The organism is Pseudophaeobacter sp. 1A16562 (assembly GCF_041008785.1).
In the GTDB taxonomy this organism is placed as follows: Bacteria; Pseudomonadota; Alphaproteobacteria; order Rhodobacterales; family Rhodobacteraceae; genus Phycobacter; species Phycobacter gallaeciensis_A.
In genome coordinates this window covers 64,598-85,181 of record NZ_JAXGFT010000001.1, presented here as the reverse complement: position 1 = coordinate 85,181, position 20,584 = coordinate 64,598, and the positions used below count along the sequence as shown (strand labels likewise).

The window sequence follows — 20,584 nt, the reverse complement described above, 5'->3', positions numbered from 1 at the left end:
ACAGGCTTAGGCGCGCGAAAACAGGCGGCGCAGGGCGCCCCATTGGCTGATGCAGAGGCCGCTCAGGATCAGGGCCATCGCCAAAAGCATCGAGGCGGGTAGGGCTTCGCCCAGAAAAACCGCACCAATGACCACGGCCCAGACAGGCACCTGATAATTCGTCAGGGTCATGAAGGTGGGCCCGGCCTCGCGCACCACAATCACCCGCAGGAAATTGGCGGCAGCGGTTGGGATCAGCCCCAGGAAGGCGATAATCGCAAGAGTGTGCGTATCCGGCATGACCGGAGGGCCTTCTATGGCCCAGGCTGTGGGCAGGATGATGACGCTGCCGATGACCAGCAGGATCGCGGCAAGACCCACCGGATCGACGGGCGGCAGGCGGCGGGTCAGGATCGAGCTGACCGCATAGCATCCTGCGGCAGAGAGGCAGGCGATACGGCCCAGAAGTTCCAGCTCTGAATTGCTGCTTTCAAAGGCCTTGCCGCCGATCAGCAGGGCAACACCGACAAAACCGATCACAAAGCCGATCACACGCCGCAGGATCATGCGCTCGCCGGGTACAAAAAAATGCGCCAAGGGGAGCACAAAGAGCGGGATTGCTGCCATGCTAAGCCCCGTGAAGCCGGCCGAGACATGCTGCTGTCCCCAATTGATCAGCATGAAGGGAAGGGCCGTGCTGGCAAAGCCGATAATCAGAAGAGGCGTCCAACTGGTCTGCGCCTTGAATAAACCACCGCCTCGCAAGCCCCAGATTGCACAGAGTAAAACGGCGGCAAAGCCAATGCGTCCGGCTGCCAGCCAGAAGGGCGTAATCCCTTCCAGAGCCACTTTAATCAGGGGAAAAGTGCCGCCCCAGACCAGCCCGAGGGTGGCGATCATGGCCCAGTATTTTCCCATCCGCTCTGGCATCTTTTCGCTGTCCCTAGTTCGCCTGCAAGTGATTGCCCCAAGGTGGGGCAGTCAACCTGACTGACACCCCTCTTGCGTCAGCCGCGCGACAAGACCCGAGCGCTGCGCCGAGGTCAACCAATTAGTCTTTGGTTCAGGAGGGCGTTCAGGATTGCGAAGGGCTTGTCGGTTGTCTCAGGAATGGGCAAGGGCGCGGCGGCGGGGCGTGCGGCTCAGCAGCAGCCCGCCAAGGATGAGCACCAAAGCTGCAAAGAGCTGTGGTGGCAGGGTCTCGTTCAGCAGGGTGGCGCCGAACAGCACCGACCAGACTGGCACCTGATAATTCACCGTCGACAGGAAGGAAGGCCCGGCGCTGCGGGCGATTTGCACCAGCAAAACCTGCGCCAGCGCGGTGGGCAGCAGCCCAAGGTACAGAACCGCTGCCAGCGGCGTTGTCTCCGGCAACTGCGGGACGCCCTCGGCCCAGAGCGCGGCGGGCACAATCATCATGGCAGCACAGCTGAGCGCCGCCGCCGAGAGCGACAGCATATTCACAGAGGGGCAGAGCCGGGTGATGATGGAGCCGACCGCATAACAGAGCGCAGCGCCAAGGCAGGCAAGGCGCGCAAGCGATTCAAAATCCGTGCCCGCGCTGCTGAAGGCCTCAAGCCCGATCAGCACAACCACGCCTGCAAAGCCGGTCAGGAAACCGATACTGCGCCGCAGGGTCATATGCTCGCCCGGTACCAGAAAATGCGAGAGCGGCAGTACGAAGAGCGGCACAACTGCCATGCAGACCCCGGCAAAACCGCTAGCCACATGGGTCTGCCCCCAGCTGAGCAGGGTAAAGGGCAGCGCGTTGCTGAAGAAGCCCATGCCAAAGGCGCAGGCCCAGATCAGCCGCCCGGCACGGTTTGTTATCGGCGGCAGTGAGATCCCCATGGCGCGGATGATGGCCAGCAGGCACAGGGCGCCAACCGTGATCCGCGCGGCTGCGATCGTGACCGGCCCAAGACCATCCAAAGCGACCGAAACCGCCATGAAGGAGGCGCCCCAGATCATGCCGAGAAACAGAAGCTTGATCCAGTTGAGGGTGCCGGGGCCGTCGTGCATGGGAATACTCCGAATACAAAAGAGGCGCTCCGGTTGCCCGAAGCGCCCTGCAGAGGAATAAGGCGGCGGGACAGGCCCGCCAAGCCGAAAAGGCGCCTTAGTTCTTTTCTTTGTCGACCATCTTGCCGGCCGAGATCCAGGGCATCATGTCGCGCAGTTTCTCACCGACCTGCTCGATCTGGTGTTCGTCGTTCAGACGGCGGGTGCCTTTGAAGAACGGCTGGCCAACGGCGTTTTCCTGCATGAAGTCACGCACGAATTTGCCGGTCTGGATGTCGGTCAGAACCGCTTTCATCCGGGCTTTGGTTTCGTCGTAGGGCAGGATGCGCGGACCCGAGACATACTCGCCGTATTCGGCGGTGTTCGAGATCGAGTAGTTCATGTTCGCGATGCCGCCTTCGTAGATCAGGTCGACGATCAGCTTCACTTCGTGCAGGCACTCGAAATAGGCCATTTCCGGCGCGTAACCGGCTTCGACCAGGGTTTCAAAGCCCATGCGGATCAGTTCAACGAGACCACCGCAGAGAACGGCCTGCTCACCAAAGAGGTCGGTTTCGCATTCCTCGCGGAAGTTGGTTTCGATGATGCCCGAGCGGCCGCCACCGATGGCGGAGCAGTAGGACAGGCCGATTTCCAGCGCCTTGCCGGTGGCGTCATTGTCCACGGCAACCAGGCAGGGCACGCCGCCGCCTTTGGTGTATTCGCCGCGTACGGTGTGGCCGGGGCCTTTGGGCGCCATCATGATGACGTCGACGCCTTCTTTCGGCTCGATCAGGCCGAAGTGCACGTTCAGGCCGTGGGCGAATGCGATGGCTGCGCCGGGCTTGATGTTGTCGTGGACGTATTTCTTGTAGGTTTCTGCCTGAAGTTCATCGGGCATGGTGAACATGATCACGTCACACCAGGCTGCCGCTTCGGCGATGCCCATGACCTGCAGTCCTTCGGCTTCGGCTTTCTTGGCCGAGGCAGAGCCTTCGCGCAGGGCGACGACAAGGTTCTTTGCGCCGCTGTCGCGCAGGTTCAGGGCGTGGGCGTGGCCTTGCGAACCGTAGCCCAGGATGGCCACTTTCTTGTCCTTGATCAGGTTCACATCGCAATCGCGGTCATAGTAAACGCGCATGTCAAAATCCTCCGGTTGACGTTTGATGGTGATCATAGACAGTGAGGGGGCGATTGCGATGGATCTGCGCGCATAAATCGCGCTCATTTTGCAATAGTCATTCGTTGATTTGATCTATATTGACTGGATCATGCTTGATAATCTGGATCGGCGCATTCTGCGCCACATGCAAAGCGAGCCGGAACAATCGATTCCGGATCTTGCTGAACGGCTGGGCCTCACGCCGTCGCGCCTGTCGCGGCGGCTGGAAAAGCTGCGCGAGACAGGCGTCATTCTGGGCCAGCACGCGGTGATCGACTGGCGCGCGCTGGGCTATGCGGTAGAGGTCTCCTTGCGGGTGACACTGGACAAGACCAACCCGCGCGCCTTTGACGAATTCCTGGAGGCCGCGCGGCTGATCCCCGAGGTGCTGGAGATCCAGACCTTTCTGGGGCAGGTCGATGTGCGCCTTTCGGTGATTGCCCGCGACATGCCGCATTATCAGGAGATCTACCGGGCCCAGATCCTGACCCTGCCGCATATCACCGATATCGAGGCGCTGATGCATGTGGCGCGGATTAAATCGAACGAAAGCCTGCCACTATGAGCCGCAGCGATCTCGACGATATCGATTTTGCCATCTTGCGGGCATTGTCGCGGGATGCCACGCGCACTGCCGGGGCGCTGGGGCGGGAACTTGGCCTCAGCCAGCCCGCCACATGGCGCCGCATCCGCCGCCTGCAGCAGGCGGGGATCCTGCTGGGGCGTCGTCTGGATCTGGACCGCAAGAAGCTAGGCTTTGGCGTGACAGTGTTTCTGGGCATCAAGCTGGCGACCAAGGGGCGTGTCAGCCTTGAGGACTTCGAACGCGCGGTCTCTGCCATACCCGAGGTGGAAACGGTCGAACACATCCTTGGTATGTACGACTACCGCCTGCGCGTCACCGCCCGGGACATTGCCGATTTCGAACGGGTGCTGCGGCGCCGGATCATGACCTTGCCGGGGGTCGGCAACGTGGATGCCAATGTGCTGCTCTCCGAAGAGCGCAGGCCGGGGCCGCTGGGATAGGCTGCGCTTTGTCGATGATCGGAAACCCGATTTCCATTTTCCATGCGGCGGGGCGTCGCTTTGATCTATGCTTTTTCACCTGCCCCGCACATACCAAGGCCAGCATCGCGCCCCCGTATGCCAAAGTAGACTTTGCCAAAGCAGGGCGACAGCGCTAGCGATAGACAGCAAAAGAAGGAGGATCACCGATGGCATTGCTTGATACCGTGGACCCGAAGGGGCTGGATGAATTTTCGGTGGTCTTCACCGACCGCTCGCTCAACCATATGTCGAAGGCCTTCCAGCAGGTGATGCTGGATATCAGCGACATGCTGAAAGAGGTGTACAGCGCCGAGGCTGTGGCCCTGGTGCCCGGTGGCGGTACCTTCGCGATGGAGGCTGTCGCCCGCCAGTTTGCCCGCGGCGCCAATGCTCTGGTGGTGCGCAACGGCTGGTTCTCCTACCGCTGGAGCCAGATCTTTGAAAGCGGCGGCTTCACCGCTTCCAGCACGGTGATGAAGGCGCGCCAGACCGGCAACAGCACCCCGTCGCCCTTTACCCCCGCGCCGATCGAAGAGGTGGTGCAGGCGATCCGCGAACAAAAGCCCGATATCGTCTTTGCGCCGCATGTGGAAACATCGGCCGGGGTGATCCTGCCGGATGATTATGTGACAGCCATGGCCGCCGCCGCCCATGAGGTCGGCGCGCTGATGGTGCTGGATTGCATCGCGTCGGGCTGTGCCTGGGTCGATATGAAGGCCACTGGCGTTGATGTGCTGATCTCGGCCCCGCAAAAGGGCTGGAGCGCGTCTCCCTCGGCGGGGCTCGTGATGTTCTCCGATGCGGCGCTGAAACGTCTGGAGGAGACCACATCGGACAGTTTCGCCATCAACCTGAAGCAGTGGCGCGCCATCATGAAGGCCTATGAGGACGGCGGTCACGCCTATCACGCCACCATGCCCACCGATGCGCTGCGCGCCTTCCGCGATACCATGCTGGAAACCCGCGAGTACGGCTTTGACCGGCTGCGGGACGCGCAATGGCAACTGGGTAACGGCGTGCGCGCCTATCTGAAGGACAAGGGCGTGGTCTCGGTCGCCGCCGAAGGGTTCGGTGCGCCGGGCGTCGTGGTCAGCTATACCAGCGATCCTGAGATTCAGAACGGCAAGAAATTCCTGGCGCTGGGCATGCAGATCGCCGCAGGCGTGCCGCTGCAATGCGACGAGCCCGATGATTTCCGCACCTTCCGTCTGGGACTGTTCGGTCTTGATAAGCTTTATGATGTGGAAGGCACGCTGAAGCGCCTGACATCGGTCCTGGATGAGGTGCTCTGACCAGATAGCAACACCAGCCTGCCGGGGATCATGTCGGCAGGCTGGCTACCGTCGCCCGGATGAAGTCCTCGCAAAGCGCGGGCTGGGTGATGGGCAGCATATGGCCAAAGCCCGGTTCGATCCGGCATTTGAGGCCAAAGGCCTCCATCGCGCGGCCCTGTTCTTCGGAATTCAGTATCGCGTCATCCGCTCCGAACAGCACCGCGCCGGGCGTGCGCAGCTCGCGCAGGTAACGGGCGGCCTGTTCTGCGATAGCCGGATAGAGCAGCGTGGCATCGGCCGAGGCGGCGATAAAGCTTTGCGGGCGCAGGCCCAGAATGCCCCCGGCCCGGTCAAGGAAATCCGAAGGGCAGGTTTCAGGAGCGAAGATCTGCGTCAGAACCGCCTCAGCGGTGCGTTTGGCCGCGGGGATGGCAACCGTATGGGCCATCAGGCGCCGGACCATGGGGGAATGTACGATCAGCCCCTTGAAGGCATCTGCCCCGCCCGCCGAAGGATGGGTCAGGGGCGCCAGCAGCGCCAGCCCCCGGATCCTGTCCGCCGCGGCCAGTGCCATTGCCAGCGATACCGCGCCGCCTAGCGAGTGCCCCACCAGAACCGGGTTCTTCACCCCTTTGGCATCCAGAAGCTCCTGGATCATCGCGGCTTGCGCGGGCAGGCGGGCAAGTGTGTCGCTGTTGCGGGTGGAGTATCCGCAACCGGGCCGGTCCAATGCAATGATATGAAAATCCTGCGCCAGACGTCCGGCCAGCGCATAAGTAAAATGTTGCAATTGCCCCGACAGGCCGTGGATCAGCACCAGTGTCTGCGCTTTCTGCGGTCCCATTTCCACGTAATGCAGCCGACCGTGGGCGGTCTGGTGGAGCTGTCCGACCGGAGGCACCAGTCGCTCTGCCTCGCGGGCCTGCTTGCGTGTACTGATATGCGCCGCGCCGAACAACGCTGCGGGCGCCGCGAGGGCTGCAATCGAAAGCGTACTGAAAACCGACATTGAAAACTCCGGGTGGGGTTAGCGTTCCTGCGGCGCGCCCAGCTCTGAAAGATCCGGGGAGGGGAGGGCGTCCAGCAATTGAAACACCCGGTCCCGGCAGGCTTCGCCGCTCCAGGATGCGGGGTGGAATATCGGCGGCAGGCCGGGGTGGCGCAGCACGATCCGGCGCCAGCGGTGCACGATCAGGGTGCGCAGCGTGGCGATCTGGGCCGGATCCAGATCCGTCGGCGGGGTCTTGATCCCCTGCAGGGCCGTGTTGAGCCTATCGCAGGCCTCTTGCAGGTCCTCGGGGAAGAGACGGTCTTTCAGCCAGACGGGCACCGAGATCTTTGAAAACTCGATGGCCAGCAGGTCATCAAGGTTCCCCGGTATCTTGCCATGGCCAAGGGCGGTGTGCCGGTTAACCGCCACATATTGCGGGAGCAGAAGAACGTCATCCAGCGTGGCCTGTCCTGCGCCTTCCTCACTGATTAGCAGGTGCCAGTCGGTGGGTGCGGGCGGGTGGCGCTCGTAGATGCGCGGGGTCACCGCAGCGGATTGGCTGCGGCCGAATTTCGTCAGGAAATGCACAGAAGCGCGCCCGGAACGAGAGCTTTCGACCCAGCCGTCCTTGCGCAGGCGGTGCAGCGCCACGCGGATGGCTTCGGGTTTGATGCCCATGGGCGTGATAATCCGCGTCAGGGCGCTGCCGCTGATCTGGGCGCCCTCCTTCTGCGCAAGATCACCAAAAAGGGAGACGATGATCGACCAGACCCGCAGGTTCTGCGGATCGTTCAGCTGCGCGACGCTGGCTTCAAACCACTGGTTTTGTTCTGTGCTCATTCTCACAGAATAGAATGCCCGGGCCGCTTGCGCTAGCCCGGGCAAAATTTCTCTTTGATTGCCGCCTGCTATCAGAAGGCGTTCATGGTCAGCAGTTCGTATTCCGCGACCAGTTCGTCGTCCTGATTGGTCAGGGTCACGTGCCAGCGTACCTCGCCGTATTCTTCGTTGCGGGGCGTCTTCTTCTTGACGGTCAGGCGCACCTTGATGCTGTCGCCGGCTGACACCGGTTTCATGAAGCGCAGACCATCAAGGCCGGTGTTGGCCAGCACCGGGCCTTCGTCTGGCTGCACAAAGAGACCCGCGGCAAAGGACAGGAGCAGATAGCCATGCGCGACGCGGCCCGGGAAGAAGGGATTCCGCTTCGCTGCGGCGTCATCCATATGGGCATAGAAGGTATCGCCGGTGAAATGAGCGAAATGTTCGATATCATCAAGCGTGACGGTGCGTGGAGCTGTGTGGAGGGTCTCTCCAATTGACAATTCACCATACTTCCGGGTGAAGGGATGTGCCGGAGCCGCGATTTCCGTGCCGCCCGGCACCCATTTGTCACCGATTGCGGACAGGATATCAGGGCTGCCCTGGATGGCGGTGCGCTGCATGTAGTGTTTGACGCCGCGCACGCCGCCCAGCTCCTCGCCGCCGCCAGCGCGACCCGGACCGCCGTGCACCATATGGGGCAGCGGAGAGCCGTGGCCGGTGGATTCCTTCATCGAGTCGCGGTTGTTGAAATAGAGGCGCCCGTGGAAGGCGCCGGAGCCAAGCGCGACAGCGCGCGCGACTGCCGGATCATGGGTGATGACCGAGGCAACAAGCGAGCCCTGACCGCGATTGGCCAGCGCGATGGCGTGGTCCAGATCACGATAGCCCATCACGGTCGAGACCGGGCCGAAGGCTTCGGTGTCATGCACATGCACAGCTGTGTCAGGGTCTTCGCAGTGGAACAGCATCGGCGGCACAAAGGCGCCCTGTTCGGCGTCGGCGCCTTCGACGGCAAAATTTTCGGGATCGCCAAAGACGCGTTTGGCTTCGGTGCCGATCAGGGCCGCTTTTTCCAACACGTCGCGTTTCTGGCTGCCAGACACCAGCGCGCCCATGCGGGTGGTTTCCAGGCGCGGATCGCCGATCACCACTTTCGCGAGGCGCGCCGACAGGGCCTCGATCACCGCCTGAACCTGCGCTTCGGGGGCGATGATGCGGCGCACGGCGGTACATTTCTGACCTGCCTTGGCGGTCATCTCGCGGCTGACTTCCTTGATGAACAGGTCAAATTCCGGCGTGCCAGGCGCTGCGTCAGGCCCCAGGATCGAGGCGTTGAGGCTGTCCTGTTCGGCCACGAACCGCACTGAGTTCTCAACAATCGCCGGGGTGTTGCGCAGTTTCAGCGCGGTGTTGGCAGAGCCGGTGAAGCTGACCACGTCCTGGCAATCCAGACGGTCCAGCATGTCGCCGATGCCGCCCGAGACAAGCTGCAGCGCGCCCTCGGGCAAGATGCCGCTATCGAGCATGATCTTTACCGCCAGTTCAGTGACATAGCAGGTCGCGGTCGCTGGTTTCACGATGGCAGGAACACCCGCCAGCAGGGTGGGCGCCAGTTTCTCCAGCATGCCCCAGACCGGGAAGTTGAAGGCGTTGATATGCACCGCAACCCCTTGCAGTGGGGTGCAGATATGCTGGCCGAGGAAGCTGCCTGTGCGGGAAAGCTGTTCGACATCGCCGTCCAGATAGACATGGCCATCGGGCATTTCGCGGCGCCCCTTGGAGGCAAAGACGAACATGGTGCCGATGCCGCCGTCGATATCGATCATGTGATCCGACTGGGTGGCGCCAGTGTGGAAGGACAGATCGTAGAGCGCGTCCTTATGCTTGCCGAGTTCGGTGGCCAGCGCCTTCAGCATGCGTGCGCGGTCGTGGAAGGTCAGTTTGCGCAAGGCAGGGCCACCCACCTTGCGGGCATGATCCAGCATTGCCTGCACATCAAGGTCATCATTGCCGGCGCTGGCGATCGTGGCGCCGGTCACCGCACTGGCGATATTGCGGGCGCCTGCGCCAGGTTTCACCCAGTCTCCGGCGGCGTAGCTGGAAATCTCAAGAAGGCTCATTGCTGTCTCCCTAGGTTGCCCGTGCCAGCATTGTTCGCCCCGGACACGGGGCAGGATCAGATGCCGCATGGCGGGCAGGATTGATTTGCGATATATATTGACCGTCCGGTCGGTTTATGCAAGAAAATTGTCCAGACGCCGCCCGAGCTGGTGATTTCGGAAAGAAAACAGCCTTCTGGCGGATCAAGTGATATTGGGGGTGAGGGGAATGACAGATTCGATTCTGGTCGCGGATCACGGGCAGTGGGTGGAAATCACCCTGAATCGCCCGGACCGGCTGAACAGCTTCAACGATGAGATGCACAATGCCTTGCGCGCCGCGCTGGAGGCTGCCCGCGATGGTGGCGCCCGGGCGGTTCTGCTGACCGGTGCTGGCCGGGGCTTTTGCGCCGGGCAGGATCTGGGCGACCGCGATCCGCGCAAGATGGATGGCCCGCCGGATCTTGGAAACACCGTACGCACCTTCTATGCGCCGCTGGTGCGGTTGATCCGCTCACTGAATTTCCCGGTGATTTGCGCCGTGAATGGCGTCGCTGCCGGGGCAGGGGCCAATATCGCACTCGCCTGTGACGTGGTTCTGGCGGCCGAAAGCGCCAAGTTCATCCAATCCTTCTCCAAGGTGGGTTTGATCCCCGACACTGGCGGTAGCTGGCATCTGCCGCGCCTGCTGGGCGAAGCCCGCGCCAAGGGGCTGGCCTTCACTGCCGAGCCGCTGCCCGCCAAAAAGGCCGAGGACTGGGGGCTGATCTGGAAGGCGTTGCCGGATGAAGAGCTTATGACCGAAGCCCGCGCCATGGCCGAGAAATTCGGAAATGGTCCGACGCTGGGTCTGGGGCTGACCAAACAATGTATTCAAGCTGCCGCCGTCGACACGCTGACCGACCATTTGGAGATGGAAGCGGACGCCATGAAAACCTGCGGTGAAAGCGCAGACTATGCCGAAGGCGTTGCCTCTTTCCTGGAAAAGCGCAGCCCGGAGTTCAAAGGCAAATGACCATGACTCCGAAAGAACGCGCGGAAAAATCCAGCGCCGCCATGTGGTCCAGCGACAATGCGTCGAAATGGGCCGGAATGGAGATCGCCGAGGTCGACGCCGGGCGCGCGGTACTGCAGCTGACGGTCGAAGCGCACCATTGCAACGGCCACGGTATCTGCCATGGCGGCGTGACCTTTATGCTGGCCGACAGCGCCTTTGCCTTTGCCTGCAACAGCCGCAATCAGGCCACCGTGGCGCAAAGCAACAGCATTACCTATACCGCGCCGGGACGCCTTGGCGACCGGCTGACCGCCGATGCGCGTGAGGTCTCCCTGACCGGGCGCAGCGGCATCTACGACGTGACCGTCAAAAATCAGGATGATCTGGTGATCGCAGAGTTCCGGGGCCTGTCCCGTGCGATCAAAGGCCATCTTTTTGAAGAATAGGCGAGGAGGACGCCATGAAAGACCTGACCCCCAACAAGGCCGAGCTCGACCCGATCGAAATCGCCTCCATCGACGAAATCCGCAGCCTGCAGCTGGAGCGCCTGAAATGGTCGCTGCGCCATGCCTATGAAAACGTGCCGATGTACAAGCAGCGGTTCGATGAGGCGGGCGTGCATCCTGACGATCTGCAGCAGCTTTCGGATCTTTCGAAGTTCCCCTTCACCTACAAGAATGACCTGCGCGACAACTACCCGTTCGGTCTCTTTGCCGTGCCGCGCGAGGAAATCATCCGCCTGCACGCGTCCTCGGGAACTACGGGCAAGCCGACCGTCGTGGGCTATACCAAGGGTGACATCGACAACTGGGCCGATCTGGTCGCGCGGAGCTTGCGCGCCGCCGGTCTGCGCAAGGGCAACATGGTGCATAACGCCTATGGCTATGGGCTCTTCACCGGCGGGCTTGGCGCCCATTACGGGATCGAACGCTTGGGCGCCACTGTGGTGCCGATGTCCGGCGGCCAGACCGAGAAACAGGTGGGCCTGATCACCGACTTCAAACCTGACGGGATCATGGTGACGCCTTCCTACATGCTCAACATCCTTGAGCAGTTCCACAAGGTCGGTCTGGACCCGCGCGACAGCTCGCTGCAGGTGGGTGTCTTCGGCGCCGAGCCCTGGACCGATGCCATGCGCAAGGAGGTCGAAGACGCCTTTGACATGCACGCGGTGGATATTTACGGCCTGTCGGAAATCATGGGGCCGGGTGTGGCCAGCGAATGCGTGGAAACCAAGGACGGCCCGGTCATCTGGGAAGACCACTTCCTGCCCGAGATCATTGACCCCGTCACCGGTGAAGTGCTGCCCGACGGCGAAATGGGCGAGCTGGTCTTTACCACGCTCACCAAGGAAGGCCTGCCGATGGTGCGTTACCGCACCCGCGATCTGACCCGCCTGCTGCCGGGCACCGCCCGCACCATGCGGCGGATGGAAAAGATCACTGGCCGCAGCGACGACATGATCATTCTGCGCGGCGTCAACGTCTTCCCCAGCCAGATCGAAGAGCAGCTGATGGCCACCGGTGGTCTGGCGCCGCATTACCAGATCGAGCTTTACAAATCGGGCCGCATGGATGCGATGCGCGTCTTTGTCGAAGCCAACCCGGATGCCACCGACGAAATGTCGAAAACCGCTGCAGCGCGGATGCTGACCAAACGGATCAAGGATATGGTCGGGGTCTCGACCGAGATCATTGTTGGCGAGCCGGGCGAGGTGGAGCGCAGCCAGGGCAAGGCCAAGCGCGTCGTCGACAACCGCGACAAAGGATAACCAGAGCAGTGGCCCGCACGATCGCAAAAGACCATGACCTGAAACGGGCGCAGATCCTCAAATCTGCGGCCAAGGTCTTCGCTGACGCCGGTTATGACCGCGCGTCGATGACCCAGCTGGCGCGGGAGTGCGGGATCTCCAAGGCCAATATCTATCACTACTATGACAGCAAGGATGCCGTTCTCTTCGGCCTCCTTGAAACCTATCTGAGCGATTTGCGGGATCGGGTCTGCGAGCTGGACCTGTCGGGCCTTGAGGCAGAGGCCCGCCTGCGCCGCATCGTGGCGGAGATATTGCTCGCCTATCAGGGGGCCGATGACGAGCATCAGGTGCAGATCAGCGCCATGTCGGCCCTGCCGGAAGAACAGCAGACATTGCTGCGGGGCTATCAGCGAGAGCTGGTGACCTTCATGAGCGATGCGATCAGCGCGGTTGCGCCCGAGGTTTTTGCCGGGGATGCGGCGAAGCTGCGCGCAGCGACCATGTCGGTCTTTGGCATGCTGAACTGGTATTACATGTGGAATTCCGGCGCAGGCTCCGACGCCCGCGAAGGCTATGCCGATATTGTCACCACGCTGACGCTGAACGGTGTGAAGGGGCTCTAAGGCCCGAGGGGTGCCCAGGAAACGAAAAAGCCGCCCGGGAGGGCGGCCTTTGGTGATTCGGGAAGCAAAAGCACCGTCATCATTTTTAATGTGGTTTGTGCAGAGGGTTACTCTGCCAACAACCTCAGAGCAGTTCCAGCGAACCTGCGGACTGCTTGCCGTCACGGCCGGTTTCCAGTTCATAGGAAACTTTTTGGTTGTCGTTCAAACCGTTGAGGCCCGAGCGTTCAACCGCCGAGATGTGCACGAACACATCTTTTCCGCCAGCTTCGGGCTCGATAAAGCCGTAGCCTTTAGTTGCGTTGAACCATTTTACGGTGCCATTGGCCATCCGATATCTCCAGTATAGACTTCCTCCGCAACGTGCGAAGGTATTCAAATGCCTATCACAGGCTGACCGGTCCGACCATGCCAATAATGTCATAGGTCTTGCGCAGGATCGGCGCTGTGATTTCGCGGGCACGTTCAGAGCCGCGCGACAGGATGCGGTCGATTTCGTCCTGCTCACCCATCAGCCGGGCCATTTCGGTCGAGATCGGCGCCATCTTGGACACGGCCAGATCTGCCAGCATCGGCTTGAACTCCGAGAACTGCCGCCCGCCAACATCAGCCAGCACCTGGTCCACGGTCTGCTCGGCGAGGGCCGCGTAGATGTTGACGAGGTTGCGCGCTTCGGGGCGCTCTTCCAGGCCCGCGGCTTCCGACGGCAGGGCTTCCGGGTCAGTTTTGGCCTTGCGGATCTTCTTGGCGATTGTGTCGGCATCGTCAGTCAGGTTGATACGGCTTGCATCCGAAGGATCCGATTTCGACATCTTCTTGGACCCATCGCGCAGGCTCATCACCCGCGTGGCGGCGCCTTCGATCACCGGCTCGGTCAGCGGGAAGAAATCAACGCCATAGTCGTGGTTGAACTTGGCCGCGATGTCGCGCGTGAGTTCAAGGTGCTGTTTCTGGTCCTCGCCCACCGGCACATGCGTGGCGTGGTAGATTAGGATGTCCGCCGCCATCAGCGACGGATAGGCCAGAAGACCCAGCGAGGCGTTCTGCTGGTTCTTGCCCGCCTTGTCTTTCCACTGGGTCATCCGCTGCATCCAGCCCATGCGGGCGACACAGTTAAAAACCCAGGCCAGTTGCGCATGTTCAGGCACCTGGCTCTGGTTGATGAGAATGGATTTCTCCGGATCAAGCCCGGCGGCAATGAACCCGGCGCACAGTTCGCGGGTGGCTTTTTTCAGATCGTTGGGATCTTGCCAGACGGTGATCGCGTGCAGGTCGACCATGCAATAGATGGTCTCCATGTCCTTGTCCTGCCAGTCGACAAACCGTTTGAGCGCACCAAGGTAGTTGCCAAGGTGCAGGTTGCCCGAGGGCTGGATGCCGGAAAAGACACGCGGCGTGAAAGTGGTCTCGGTCATCGAGAAACTCCCGTCTGGAAATAGGGCCTGCGGTGGCTTAACCATGGGCGCAACGGTCGTCAACAGCCCGTCCAGGTGGCGGGTGCACAAGGGCGCGTCAAAAGGCCGGGACAGGCAAGAAGGGCAGGAAAGATATGAGCAGCAGTGAAAACCCATCGCCCGTGAACCCGCTGCCGCCCGTGGTGGTGGCGCTGGTGCTGGTGATCATGGGGATCGAGGCGGCGTTTTCGCTTGGCGCGCGCGGCATCGTCGGCGGCCCGTCCGCCGTGGGCTGGCGGCTGGAGGCTTTCCAGTCTTACGCGTTTTCGGCCGAGATCTTCTGGTGGATGTGGGAGACCGGACAATGGCCAGCGCAGCATCTGCTGCGGTTTGTCTCCTTTGCCTTTGTGCACGGCAGTTTCACCCATGCGCTATTTGTCTGCGTCTTCGTGCTGGCCATGGGCAAGATGGTCGGAGAGGTCTTCGGCGATATTGCCATGATCCTGATCTTTATCCTTTCTGCCATCGGTGGCGCCCTGGGCTATGCGATCTTCTCCGGCAGTCCGGTGCCCCTGATTGGCGGATTTCCGGCGGTTTACGGGTTGATCGGGGCCTTTACCTATATCCTGTGGCGCCAATTGTCGCTGGTGGGCGCGCAGCAGAGCCGGGCGTTCTCGCTGATCGCCTTTCTGATGGGGATCCAGCTGCTGTTTGCGCTGCTGTTTGGCGGCCAACCCGACTGGATCGCGGATCTGACGGGCTTTGCCACCGGGTTCTTCCTGTCGTTTTTCCTGGCGCCCGGCGGCTGGGCGCGGTTCCGCAACAAGATCCGTCACGACTGAACGCGGGCAGGGGGCTCCCGCCCGGATTGCGGCAGGACACCATGCCTGATCCCGTTGGGCCGGGCGCCGTGCCAGGGCGCGGCGCGGTCAGCCCCGGTTGCGGCGGAGTGCCTTTTTGAATTCTGCGAGCTGGAAGGCGCCAACGGCCTGTCCGACGCCAAAGTAGATCACCGCCCCGGTCAGGATCAGTCCCAGAAGGGCCAGATAGCGCCAGCTTGGCAGGTAGAAGAGCCAGGCCAGCTGCTGTGTGCCGATATGAAGCACCGCTCCCATCAGCAGCGAGACCGCAAGAATGCGCCAGCCGCGTCGGAAGAAACGCGCATCAAAGCGGGCGACATCCCCCATGCGGCGCCCGGCCCCCATCCACAGCAGAGCGACCATCGCCCAGCCTGCCGTCGATGCGGCGATGGCGGGAGAGACCCAGCCCACAAGTGGCTTCAACCCGATGGCCAGCACCGCGTTGAGGATCATCGCTACCAGCGCGTAGTAGAACGGCGTGCGGGTGTCCTGCCGTGCAAAATAGAGCGGTTGTAGGACTTTTTGCAGCACGAAGGCAGGCAGCCCGGCGCCGTAGATCGCCACAGCCAGAGCAATGGCCGCCACGTCCTCGGGGCCTGTTGCGCCGCGTTCGTAGAGCACGGAGACCAGCGGCACCGGCACCGCGATGAAAGCGGCGGCCGAGGGCAGCGTCAGCAACAATGAGAACTCCCCGGCGCGCGAAAGCCCCTCGCGCGCGCCTGTATCATCATCTGCGCGCAGGCGCCGGGTCAGATCCGGCAGCAGTACGATGCCAACAGCAATCCCGACCACGCCAAGCGGCAGTTGATACAGACGGTCGGCAATGAACAGCCAGCTGACCGCGTTCTCAATATCCGAGGCGACCAGCTGCCCCACCACCAGATTGACCTGGGTGACGCCCATGGCCAGCGCGGCCGGAACCGCCACTCGCACGAGGCGGCGCATGGCGGGGGTGACGCGCGGCAGGCCGGGGCGCAGGCGGATGCCCGCACGCTCGGTCGCGCGCCAGACCAGCGCCAACTGCGCAACGCCAGCAACCGGGATGGTCCAGACCAGCCAGGTGATGACCTCATGGCCAAGCGCGGCCCCAGTGATCATCGCGCTGCAGGCAAAGATGTTCAGCAGCACAGGCGCCGCCGCAGCAGCAGCAAACCGCCCCGTAGCGTTCAAGACACCGGAAAACAGCGCCGCCAGCGACATGAACAGGATGTAGGGAAAGACGATATGACCATATCCTACAGCCAGATCAAAACGCGCATCCCCGACAAAACCTTCGGCCGTTGCCCAGACCAGCGCGGGCATGAAGACCATGCCAAGGCCGGTCAGGGCCAGTACCGCAGCGGCGAGTAGGTTGAACGCCTGTTGGGCGAAGCCTTCTGCGTCTTCATCGGCCTCCAGCCGGTCGGCGAACTGGGGCACAAAGGCCGCGTTGAAGGCACCTTCGGCAAAGAAGCGGCGGAACAGGTTGGGCAGGCGGAAGGCGGCGACAAAGGCATCAAGCACCGGACCGGGGCCGATATAGGCTGCGATCAGGATTTCGCGCACAAAGCCGAGGATGCGGCTGGCCAGTGTCCAGAAACCAACCGTGACAAAGCCGGACAGCAGTTTGATCGGCTTCATGAACCGGCTCGCTTGGCCCCGGCGGAAATGGCCTCGCGCAGCTTGCGCTCAAGGGTCTTCTGCTTGGATTCCGAGTGGTATTTCAGGCCGAACATGTCTTTGACATAGAAGGAATCGACCACCTGTTCGCCGTAGGTCGCGATCACTGCATTGGCGATATAGACATTGGCATCTGCAAGGGTGCGCGCCAGATCATACAGCAGGCCAGCCCGGTCACGGGTATCCACCTCGATGATGGTGTAGATCTCTGACCCTTCGTTATCAAAGGTGATGTGGGTCGGCACGTTGAAGGCCTTTTCACGCTTCTTGATCTTGTCGCGCGACACCAGCGCCTCGCGGGCGATGACCTCGCCCTTCAGGGTTTTCAGGATCATCTGGGTCAGGCGGGGCAGGCGCGAGGCCTCATAGGGGTGGCCTTCGGCGTCCTGAATCCAGAAGGCATCGGTCACATAGCCGTCCTTGGTCGTATAAGAGCGTGCATCGACGACATTGGCCCCGACCAGTGCCAGGGCGCCCACCATACGGGCAAAGATGCCGGGATGGTCAGCCATGGCAAAACAGGCGCGGGTGGCATCGCGGTCTTCATCGGGATGCATGCGGATGATGACTTCACCCGGATCACCGATCTCTTCCAACTCGCGCAGCATCTCGGCAAAATCCACATGCGCGGTCACATGCAGGCCTTGCCAATAGGGCGGATAATGGCGCGAGGTTTCGCGTTTGAGATCGGATTTGGTCCAGTCTGGCAGCGCCGCGCGCAGGCGCTTCTTGGCGGCTGTGCCTCGGTGTTCGCGGTTCAGCGCCTCCATGCCGTCTTCCAGCGCGCGGCGGGTCTGGTTGTAAAGCGAGCGCAGCAGGGCGGCTTTCCAGTTGTTCCAGGTGTGCGGTCCGACGCCACGGATATCGCAGACGGTCAGCAACAGAAGCAGATCCAGCCGTTTCACCGATTGCACCGCCTTGGCAAAGCCGCGCACGGTGCGCGGATCGGCAATATCGCGTTTCTGTGCCATGTCCGACATCAACAGGTGATAGCGTACCAGCCATTCGACGGTCTCGCTGTCCGATTTGTTAAGCCCCAGCCGCGGCGCCACCTTGCGGGCGATCTGGGCGCCAAGGATCGAATGGTCCTGTTCCCGCCCTTTGCCGATATCGTGCAGCAGCATGGCCACCATCAGAACCTTCCGGTTGACCCCTTTGCGCAGCACTTCGGAGGAAACTGGCAGTTCGTCTTCCAGTTCACCGCGTTCAATCGAGGCAAAGTTCGAGATCACCTGAATGGTGTGCTCGTCCACCGTGTAGGAATGATACATGTTGAATTGCATCATCGCCACGATCGGCTCGAACTCGGGCAGGAAGGCAGAGAGAACGCCAAGCTCGTTCATCCGGCGCAGGGCGCGTTCGGGATTGCCGTGCTTCAGCAGCAGATCCAGAAAGATGCGGCGCGCTTCCTTGTTGGCGCGCATCTCGTCGTCGATCAGGTCCAGATTGGCGGTGACCAGACGCATCGCATCGGGGTGGATCAGCATGCCGGTGCGCAGGCCCTCTTCGAAGATCCGCAAAAGGTTCAGCTTGTCCGCCAGAAATGCTTCGGGATCGACGATATCCAGCCGGTTGTGCACCACCTTGTAGCCGGGTTTGATTTTCGGGCGGCGGCGGAAAATCCGTTCCAGCAGCGGTTCGCCCTTTTGCTGGCTGGCCTCAAGCTTAGTCAGGAAAATGCGGGTGATATCCCCGACCTGGGTGGCCTTGCGGAAATAGTCCTGCATGAAGACTTCGACGCCGCGCCGCCCGGCGCGGTCCTGATAGCCCATGCGCTCGGCGACCTCGACCTGCAAATCGAATGTGAGCTGTTCGGTCGCGCGCCCGGTTGCCAGATGCATGTGCGAGCGCACCGCCCAGAGAAAATTTTCTGCCTCGGCGAAAAATTCGAACTCTTCCCGGCTGAACAGGCCCAGCGGCACCAATTCGGCGACGTCCTGCACCTGATAAAGATACTTGGAGATCCAGAACAGCGATTGCAGGTCGCGTAACCCGCCTTTGCCTTCCTTTACATTGGGTTCGACCATGTAACGCTCACCCTGTTTCAGGTGGCGTTCATCCCGTTCGGCCAGCTTGGCCTCGACGAATTCGCGGGCATCCTTGGAAAAGAGATCGCTGCGCAGCCGGTTGTCCAGCTCTTGGGCAAGGTCGGCGTCACCGGACAGGAAACGGTGTTCCAGCATGGCGGTGCGGATGGTGTAATCCTCGGCGCCAAGGCGGATGCAATCCTTGATCGTGCGGCTGGAGTGGCCGACCTTCAGCCGCAGGTCCCACAGCATATATAGCATCGATTCAATGACGCTCTCGGCCCAGGCGGTGATCTTGTATGGGGTCAGAAACAGCAGGTCGACGTCCGAAAACGGCGCCATTTCGGCCCGGCCGTAACCGCCCACGGCCATTACGGCGATACGTTCGCCCTGGGTCGGGTTGGCCAGCGGATGCAGGAACTGTGTGGCGGCCCGAAAGGCGGTCGTGACCAGCCCGTCGGTCAGGTGGCTGTAGGACTGGGTCAGCGCACGGGCGGCAAAGGGCGCCGCGGTAAATGCTTCGGCAATCGCCGCGCGGCCTTCCTTGTTGGCCTCACGCAGCAGACTGACCACCTCTGCGCGCAGCGCTGCCGCCTCCATGTCCTTGGCTGCGGCAGCAATCTGCTCGTGTATCGCCGCAGCGTCAAAAATCTTGTCTGCGGCGCAGATCAGCGGGCCTTTGACCGGGGCGAGGGGCGGGGTGCCTTGATGGGCCGGATCAGAATCCTGTGCCGGAGAAGCTGCTGGGAGCTGGGTCAATGACGACCACCTTCTGTTCTTGGATTGTTGCGACCGCAAGGCCGCGTTCATTGGTTCCATCGGCGCGCAGGCGGAAGATTCCGCCAGTACCCTGGAAGCCTGCGCCCTGGGTTAGGGCGGCGCCGGTTAGGGCGTCGGATTTCCCGGCACTGACCAGAGCCCCGATCGCGGCGATGCCGTCATAGGCAAGTCCGCCGATGGAATGCGGAGCGCCCCCGTAGGCAGAGCTGTAGCGGGTAATGAACTGCTGCGATTTGCTCGGGTCGGGCAGGGCAAACCAGCCGCCCTGCACACCGGGCAGGGACAGGGTTGGCGAGGGGATGTCCCAGCGAGTCAGACCGATGTACTGGGTGCTTTCCTTATCCAGGCCCGCTTCGGGCAGAAGCTGGGTCAGCAGCGGCAGGGCGCCTGCGGTGGTCGCGGTCATGAAGACGGCGTTGGCATTGTTGGCACGCGCGGTGTCGCGGATCGGGCCGACGGCGTCGATCACGCCTTTTTGGGACAGCTCATATCCGACCGACCCGGCAATGGTTGCACCAGTGCGCCCGGCTGCGGTCTGAATGGCGGCGCTTCCGGCACGGCCCGCGGCGTCATTGCCGCTGACGATCACGATATTGCCGCGCCCCTGGCGTACAGCGTATTCGGTCAGGCGCTGGGCGGTATTGGCAAAGGTCGCCCCCAGGATAAAGACATTGCCGCCGGCGATTGCGGTGTTGTTGGAAAAGGCCAGCACGTTGACGTTGCGCTTGGCCGCAGCGACGCCTGCAGCATTTGCGGCTTCGGCATAGACCGGGCCAAGGATGATGCGTGCGCCGTCGTTGATGGCCTGGGTGGCCGCATTGGCTGCTGTCGCCGGATCACCTGCTGTGTCATAGACCTTGAGGTCCACCTGCACGCCCTTCAAATCGCCGATCGCCAGTCGCGCTGCGTTTTCTAGGCTTTGCGCCAGAACGCTGTCGCCGGATTTGGCCGATCCGCGCGGCACCAATAGCGCCACGGGAACCGGTTTGGAGGTGTTGATGCTCGGGCCGCTTCCGATGCTGGTCGGGTTGCAGGCGCTCAGAGCAAAGGCGGAAATTGCGGTAATCGCGGCGAATGCCGCCTTGCGGGCCTGTTTGAAAACGGCGAACATGATGG

The 20,584-nt window shown here is 62.0% G+C and carries 19 protein-coding genes; 8 read left to right on the top strand and 11 right to left on the bottom strand.

The window, feature by feature from the left end:
* Nucleotides 1-6 precede the first annotated feature (6 nt).
* The 3 genes from SM764_RS00380 to ilvC all read right to left on the bottom strand — a co-directional run bounded on the left by SM764_RS00380 (nucleotide 7) and on the right by ilvC (nucleotide 3,121).
* Nucleotides 7-909, bottom strand: coding sequence for a DMT family transporter (locus SM764_RS00380; protein ID WP_274839468.1), 903 nt, complete (start codon nucleotides 907-909; stop codon nucleotides 7-9).
* Between the two features lie 174 nt (nucleotides 910-1,083).
* Nucleotides 1,084-2,001, bottom strand: a complete 918-nt coding sequence (locus SM764_RS00375; protein WP_369000735.1) for a DMT family transporter — start codon at nucleotides 1,999-2,001, stop codon at nucleotides 1,084-1,086.
* Nucleotides 2,002-2,098: 97 nt separating this feature from the next.
* Nucleotides 2,099-3,121 carry a ketol-acid reductoisomerase gene (gene ilvC / locus SM764_RS00370; protein WP_065273738.1) on the bottom strand — a complete coding sequence of 341 codons (1,023 nt, stop codon included), beginning with the start codon at nucleotides 3,119-3,121 and terminating at the stop codon, nucleotides 2,099-2,101.
* Nucleotides 3,122-3,251: 130 nt separating this feature from the next.
* On the opposite strand from ilvC, the gene SM764_RS00365 reads away from it, so the two are divergent.
* The 3 genes from SM764_RS00365 to SM764_RS00355 all read left to right on the top strand — a co-directional run bounded on the left by SM764_RS00365 (nucleotide 3,252) and on the right by SM764_RS00355 (nucleotide 5,481).
* Nucleotides 3,252-3,707 (top strand): Lrp/AsnC family transcriptional regulator, encoded by a 456-nt coding sequence (locus SM764_RS00365; RefSeq protein ID WP_369000734.1) that lies wholly within the window; start codon nucleotides 3,252-3,254, stop codon nucleotides 3,705-3,707.
* The gene (locus SM764_RS00360; RefSeq protein ID WP_065272733.1) at nucleotides 3,704-4,168 is read left to right on the top strand and encodes an Lrp/AsnC family transcriptional regulator; all 465 of its coding nucleotides are present in this window, start codon (nucleotides 3,704-3,706) and stop codon (nucleotides 4,166-4,168) included. Before SM764_RS00365 ends, SM764_RS00360 begins: the two co-directional genes overlap by 4 nt.
* Nucleotides 4,169-4,356: 188 nt before the next feature.
* Nucleotides 4,357-5,481: an aminotransferase class V-fold PLP-dependent enzyme gene (locus SM764_RS00355; protein ID WP_369000733.1), complete on the top strand. Its 1,125-nt coding sequence runs from the start codon at nucleotides 4,357-4,359 to the stop codon at nucleotides 5,479-5,481.
* Between the two features lie 28 nt (nucleotides 5,482-5,509).
* Here the strand turns inward: SM764_RS00355 and SM764_RS00350 are convergent, their stop codons facing one another.
* From SM764_RS00350 to paaZ, 3 genes are all read right to left on the bottom strand, one after another.
* Nucleotides 5,510-6,472 carry an alpha/beta fold hydrolase gene (locus SM764_RS00350; RefSeq protein WP_369000732.1) on the bottom strand — a complete coding sequence of 321 codons (963 nt, stop codon included), beginning with the start codon at nucleotides 6,470-6,472 and terminating at the stop codon, nucleotides 5,510-5,512.
* An 18-nt stretch (nucleotides 6,473-6,490) separates the two neighbouring features.
* Nucleotides 6,491-7,294: a PaaX family transcriptional regulator C-terminal domain-containing protein gene (locus tag SM764_RS00345; protein ID WP_369000731.1), complete on the bottom strand. Its 804-nt coding sequence runs from the start codon at nucleotides 7,292-7,294 to the stop codon at nucleotides 6,491-6,493.
* A 71-nt stretch (nucleotides 7,295-7,365) separates the two neighbouring features.
* Nucleotides 7,366-9,396, bottom strand: a complete 2,031-nt coding sequence (paaZ, locus tag SM764_RS00340; protein ID WP_369000730.1) for a phenylacetic acid degradation bifunctional protein PaaZ — start codon at nucleotides 9,394-9,396, stop codon at nucleotides 7,366-7,368.
* 208 nt (nucleotides 9,397-9,604) lie between these two features.
* Here paaZ and paaG point away from each other — a divergent pair, with 208 nt between their 5' ends.
* From paaG to SM764_RS00320, 4 genes are read left to right on the top strand one after another with little or no spacing between them, the layout of a single operon-like run.
* Entirely contained in the window at nucleotides 9,605-10,390 is a 786-nt protein-coding gene (gene paaG, locus SM764_RS00335; protein ID WP_065272738.1) for a 2-(1,2-epoxy-1,2-dihydrophenyl)acetyl-CoA isomerase PaaG, read from the top strand.
* Between the two features lie 2 nt (nucleotides 10,391-10,392).
* Nucleotides 10,393-10,818 carry a hydroxyphenylacetyl-CoA thioesterase PaaI gene (paaI, locus tag SM764_RS00330; protein ID WP_065273739.1) on the top strand — a complete coding sequence of 142 codons (426 nt, stop codon included), beginning with the start codon at nucleotides 10,393-10,395 and terminating at the stop codon, nucleotides 10,816-10,818.
* A gap of 14 nt (nucleotides 10,819-10,832) precedes the next feature.
* Nucleotides 10,833-12,143, top strand: a complete 1,311-nt coding sequence (gene paaK, locus SM764_RS00325) for a phenylacetate--CoA ligase PaaK (RefSeq protein WP_274827783.1) — start codon at nucleotides 10,833-10,835, stop codon at nucleotides 12,141-12,143.
* An 8-nt stretch (nucleotides 12,144-12,151) separates the two neighbouring features.
* Entirely contained in the window at nucleotides 12,152-12,748 is a 597-nt protein-coding gene (locus SM764_RS00320; protein WP_065272740.1) for a TetR/AcrR family transcriptional regulator, read from the top strand.
* A 124-nt stretch (nucleotides 12,749-12,872) separates the two neighbouring features.
* Here the strand turns inward: SM764_RS00320 and SM764_RS00315 are convergent, their stop codons facing one another.
* Together SM764_RS00315 and trpS are read right to left on the bottom strand one after the other, a co-directional pair.
* Entirely contained in the window at nucleotides 12,873-13,079 is a 207-nt protein-coding gene (locus SM764_RS00315) for a cold-shock protein (RefSeq protein ID WP_065272741.1), read from the bottom strand.
* A gap of 55 nt (nucleotides 13,080-13,134) precedes the next feature.
* The gene (trpS, locus tag SM764_RS00310) at nucleotides 13,135-14,163 is read right to left on the bottom strand and encodes a tryptophan--tRNA ligase (RefSeq protein ID WP_274831268.1); all 1,029 of its coding nucleotides are present in this window, start codon (nucleotides 14,161-14,163) and stop codon (nucleotides 13,135-13,137) included.
* Nucleotides 14,164-14,297: 134 nt separating this feature from the next.
* On the opposite strand from trpS, the gene SM764_RS00305 reads away from it, so the two are divergent.
* Complete coding sequence (locus SM764_RS00305) at nucleotides 14,298-14,984, top strand: rhomboid family intramembrane serine protease (RefSeq protein ID WP_065272743.1); 687 nt, start codon at nucleotides 14,298-14,300, stop codon at nucleotides 14,982-14,984.
* 87 nt (nucleotides 14,985-15,071) lie between these two features.
* Here the strand turns inward: SM764_RS00305 and murJ are convergent, their stop codons facing one another.
* From murJ to SM764_RS00290, 3 genes are read right to left on the bottom strand one after another with little or no spacing between them, the layout of a single operon-like run.
* Nucleotides 15,072-16,622, bottom strand: coding sequence for a murein biosynthesis integral membrane protein MurJ (gene murJ / locus SM764_RS00300; protein WP_369000729.1), 1,551 nt, complete (start codon nucleotides 16,620-16,622; stop codon nucleotides 15,072-15,074).
* A complete protein-coding gene (locus SM764_RS00295; RefSeq protein ID WP_369000728.1) occupies nucleotides 16,619-19,447 on the bottom strand; it encodes a [protein-PII] uridylyltransferase in 2,829 nt (942 codons plus the stop codon). The genes murJ and SM764_RS00295 overlap by 4 nt, the downstream gene beginning before the upstream one ends.
* Nucleotides 19,407-20,579 (bottom strand): penicillin-binding protein activator, encoded by a 1,173-nt coding sequence (locus SM764_RS00290; RefSeq protein WP_369000727.1) that lies wholly within the window; start codon nucleotides 20,577-20,579, stop codon nucleotides 19,407-19,409. The genes SM764_RS00295 and SM764_RS00290 overlap by 41 nt, the downstream gene beginning before the upstream one ends.
* Between the last annotated feature and the right edge of the window lie 5 nt (nucleotides 20,580-20,584).

Bases quoted from the DNA above. Each gene is read 5' to 3' on its own strand.
- paaK (WP_274827783.1), top strand. From the start codon at position 10,833: ATGAAAGACCTGACCCCCAACAAGGCCGAGCTCGACCCGATCGAAATC.
- paaG (WP_065272738.1), top strand. From the start codon at position 9,605: ATGACAGATTCGATTCTGGTCGCGGATCACGGGCAGTGGGTGGAAATC.
- trpS (WP_274831268.1), bottom strand. From the start codon at position 14,163: ATGACCGAGACCACTTTCACGCCGCGTGTCTTTTCCGGCATCCAGCCC.
- SM764_RS00360 (WP_065272733.1), top strand. From the start codon at position 3,704: ATGAGCCGCAGCGATCTCGACGATATCGATTTTGCCATCTTGCGGGCA.
- SM764_RS00345 (WP_369000731.1), bottom strand. From the start codon at position 7,294: ATGAGCACAGAACAAAACCAGTGGTTTGAAGCCAGCGTCGCGCAGCTG.
- paaZ (WP_369000730.1), bottom strand. From the start codon at position 9,396: ATGAGCCTTCTTGAGATTTCCAGCTACGCCGCCGGAGACTGGGTGAAA.
- SM764_RS00365 (WP_369000734.1), top strand. From the start codon at position 3,252: ATGCTTGATAATCTGGATCGGCGCATTCTGCGCCACATGCAAAGCGAG.
- SM764_RS00315 (WP_065272741.1), bottom strand. From the start codon at position 13,079: ATGGCCAATGGCACCGTAAAATGGTTCAACGCAACTAAAGGCTACGGC.
- SM764_RS00375 (WP_369000735.1), bottom strand. From the start codon at position 2,001: ATGCACGACGGCCCCGGCACCCTCAACTGGATCAAGCTTCTGTTTCTC.
- murJ (WP_369000729.1), bottom strand. From the start codon at position 16,622: ATGAAGCCGATCAAACTGCTGTCCGGCTTTGTCACGGTTGGTTTCTGG.
- SM764_RS00290 (WP_369000727.1), bottom strand. From the start codon at position 20,579: ATGTTCGCCGTTTTCAAACAGGCCCGCAAGGCGGCATTCGCCGCGATT.
- paaI (WP_065273739.1), top strand. From the start codon at position 10,393: ATGACTCCGAAAGAACGCGCGGAAAAATCCAGCGCCGCCATGTGGTCC.
- SM764_RS00355 (WP_369000733.1), top strand. From the start codon at position 4,357: ATGGCATTGCTTGATACCGTGGACCCGAAGGGGCTGGATGAATTTTCG.
- SM764_RS00380 (WP_274839468.1), bottom strand. From the start codon at position 909: ATGCCAGAGCGGATGGGAAAATACTGGGCCATGATCGCCACCCTCGGG.
- ilvC (WP_065273738.1), bottom strand. From the start codon at position 3,121: ATGCGCGTTTACTATGACCGCGATTGCGATGTGAACCTGATCAAGGAC.
- SM764_RS00305 (WP_065272743.1), top strand. From the start codon at position 14,298: ATGAGCAGCAGTGAAAACCCATCGCCCGTGAACCCGCTGCCGCCCGTG.
- SM764_RS00350 (WP_369000732.1), bottom strand. From the start codon at position 6,472: ATGTCGGTTTTCAGTACGCTTTCGATTGCAGCCCTCGCGGCGCCCGCA.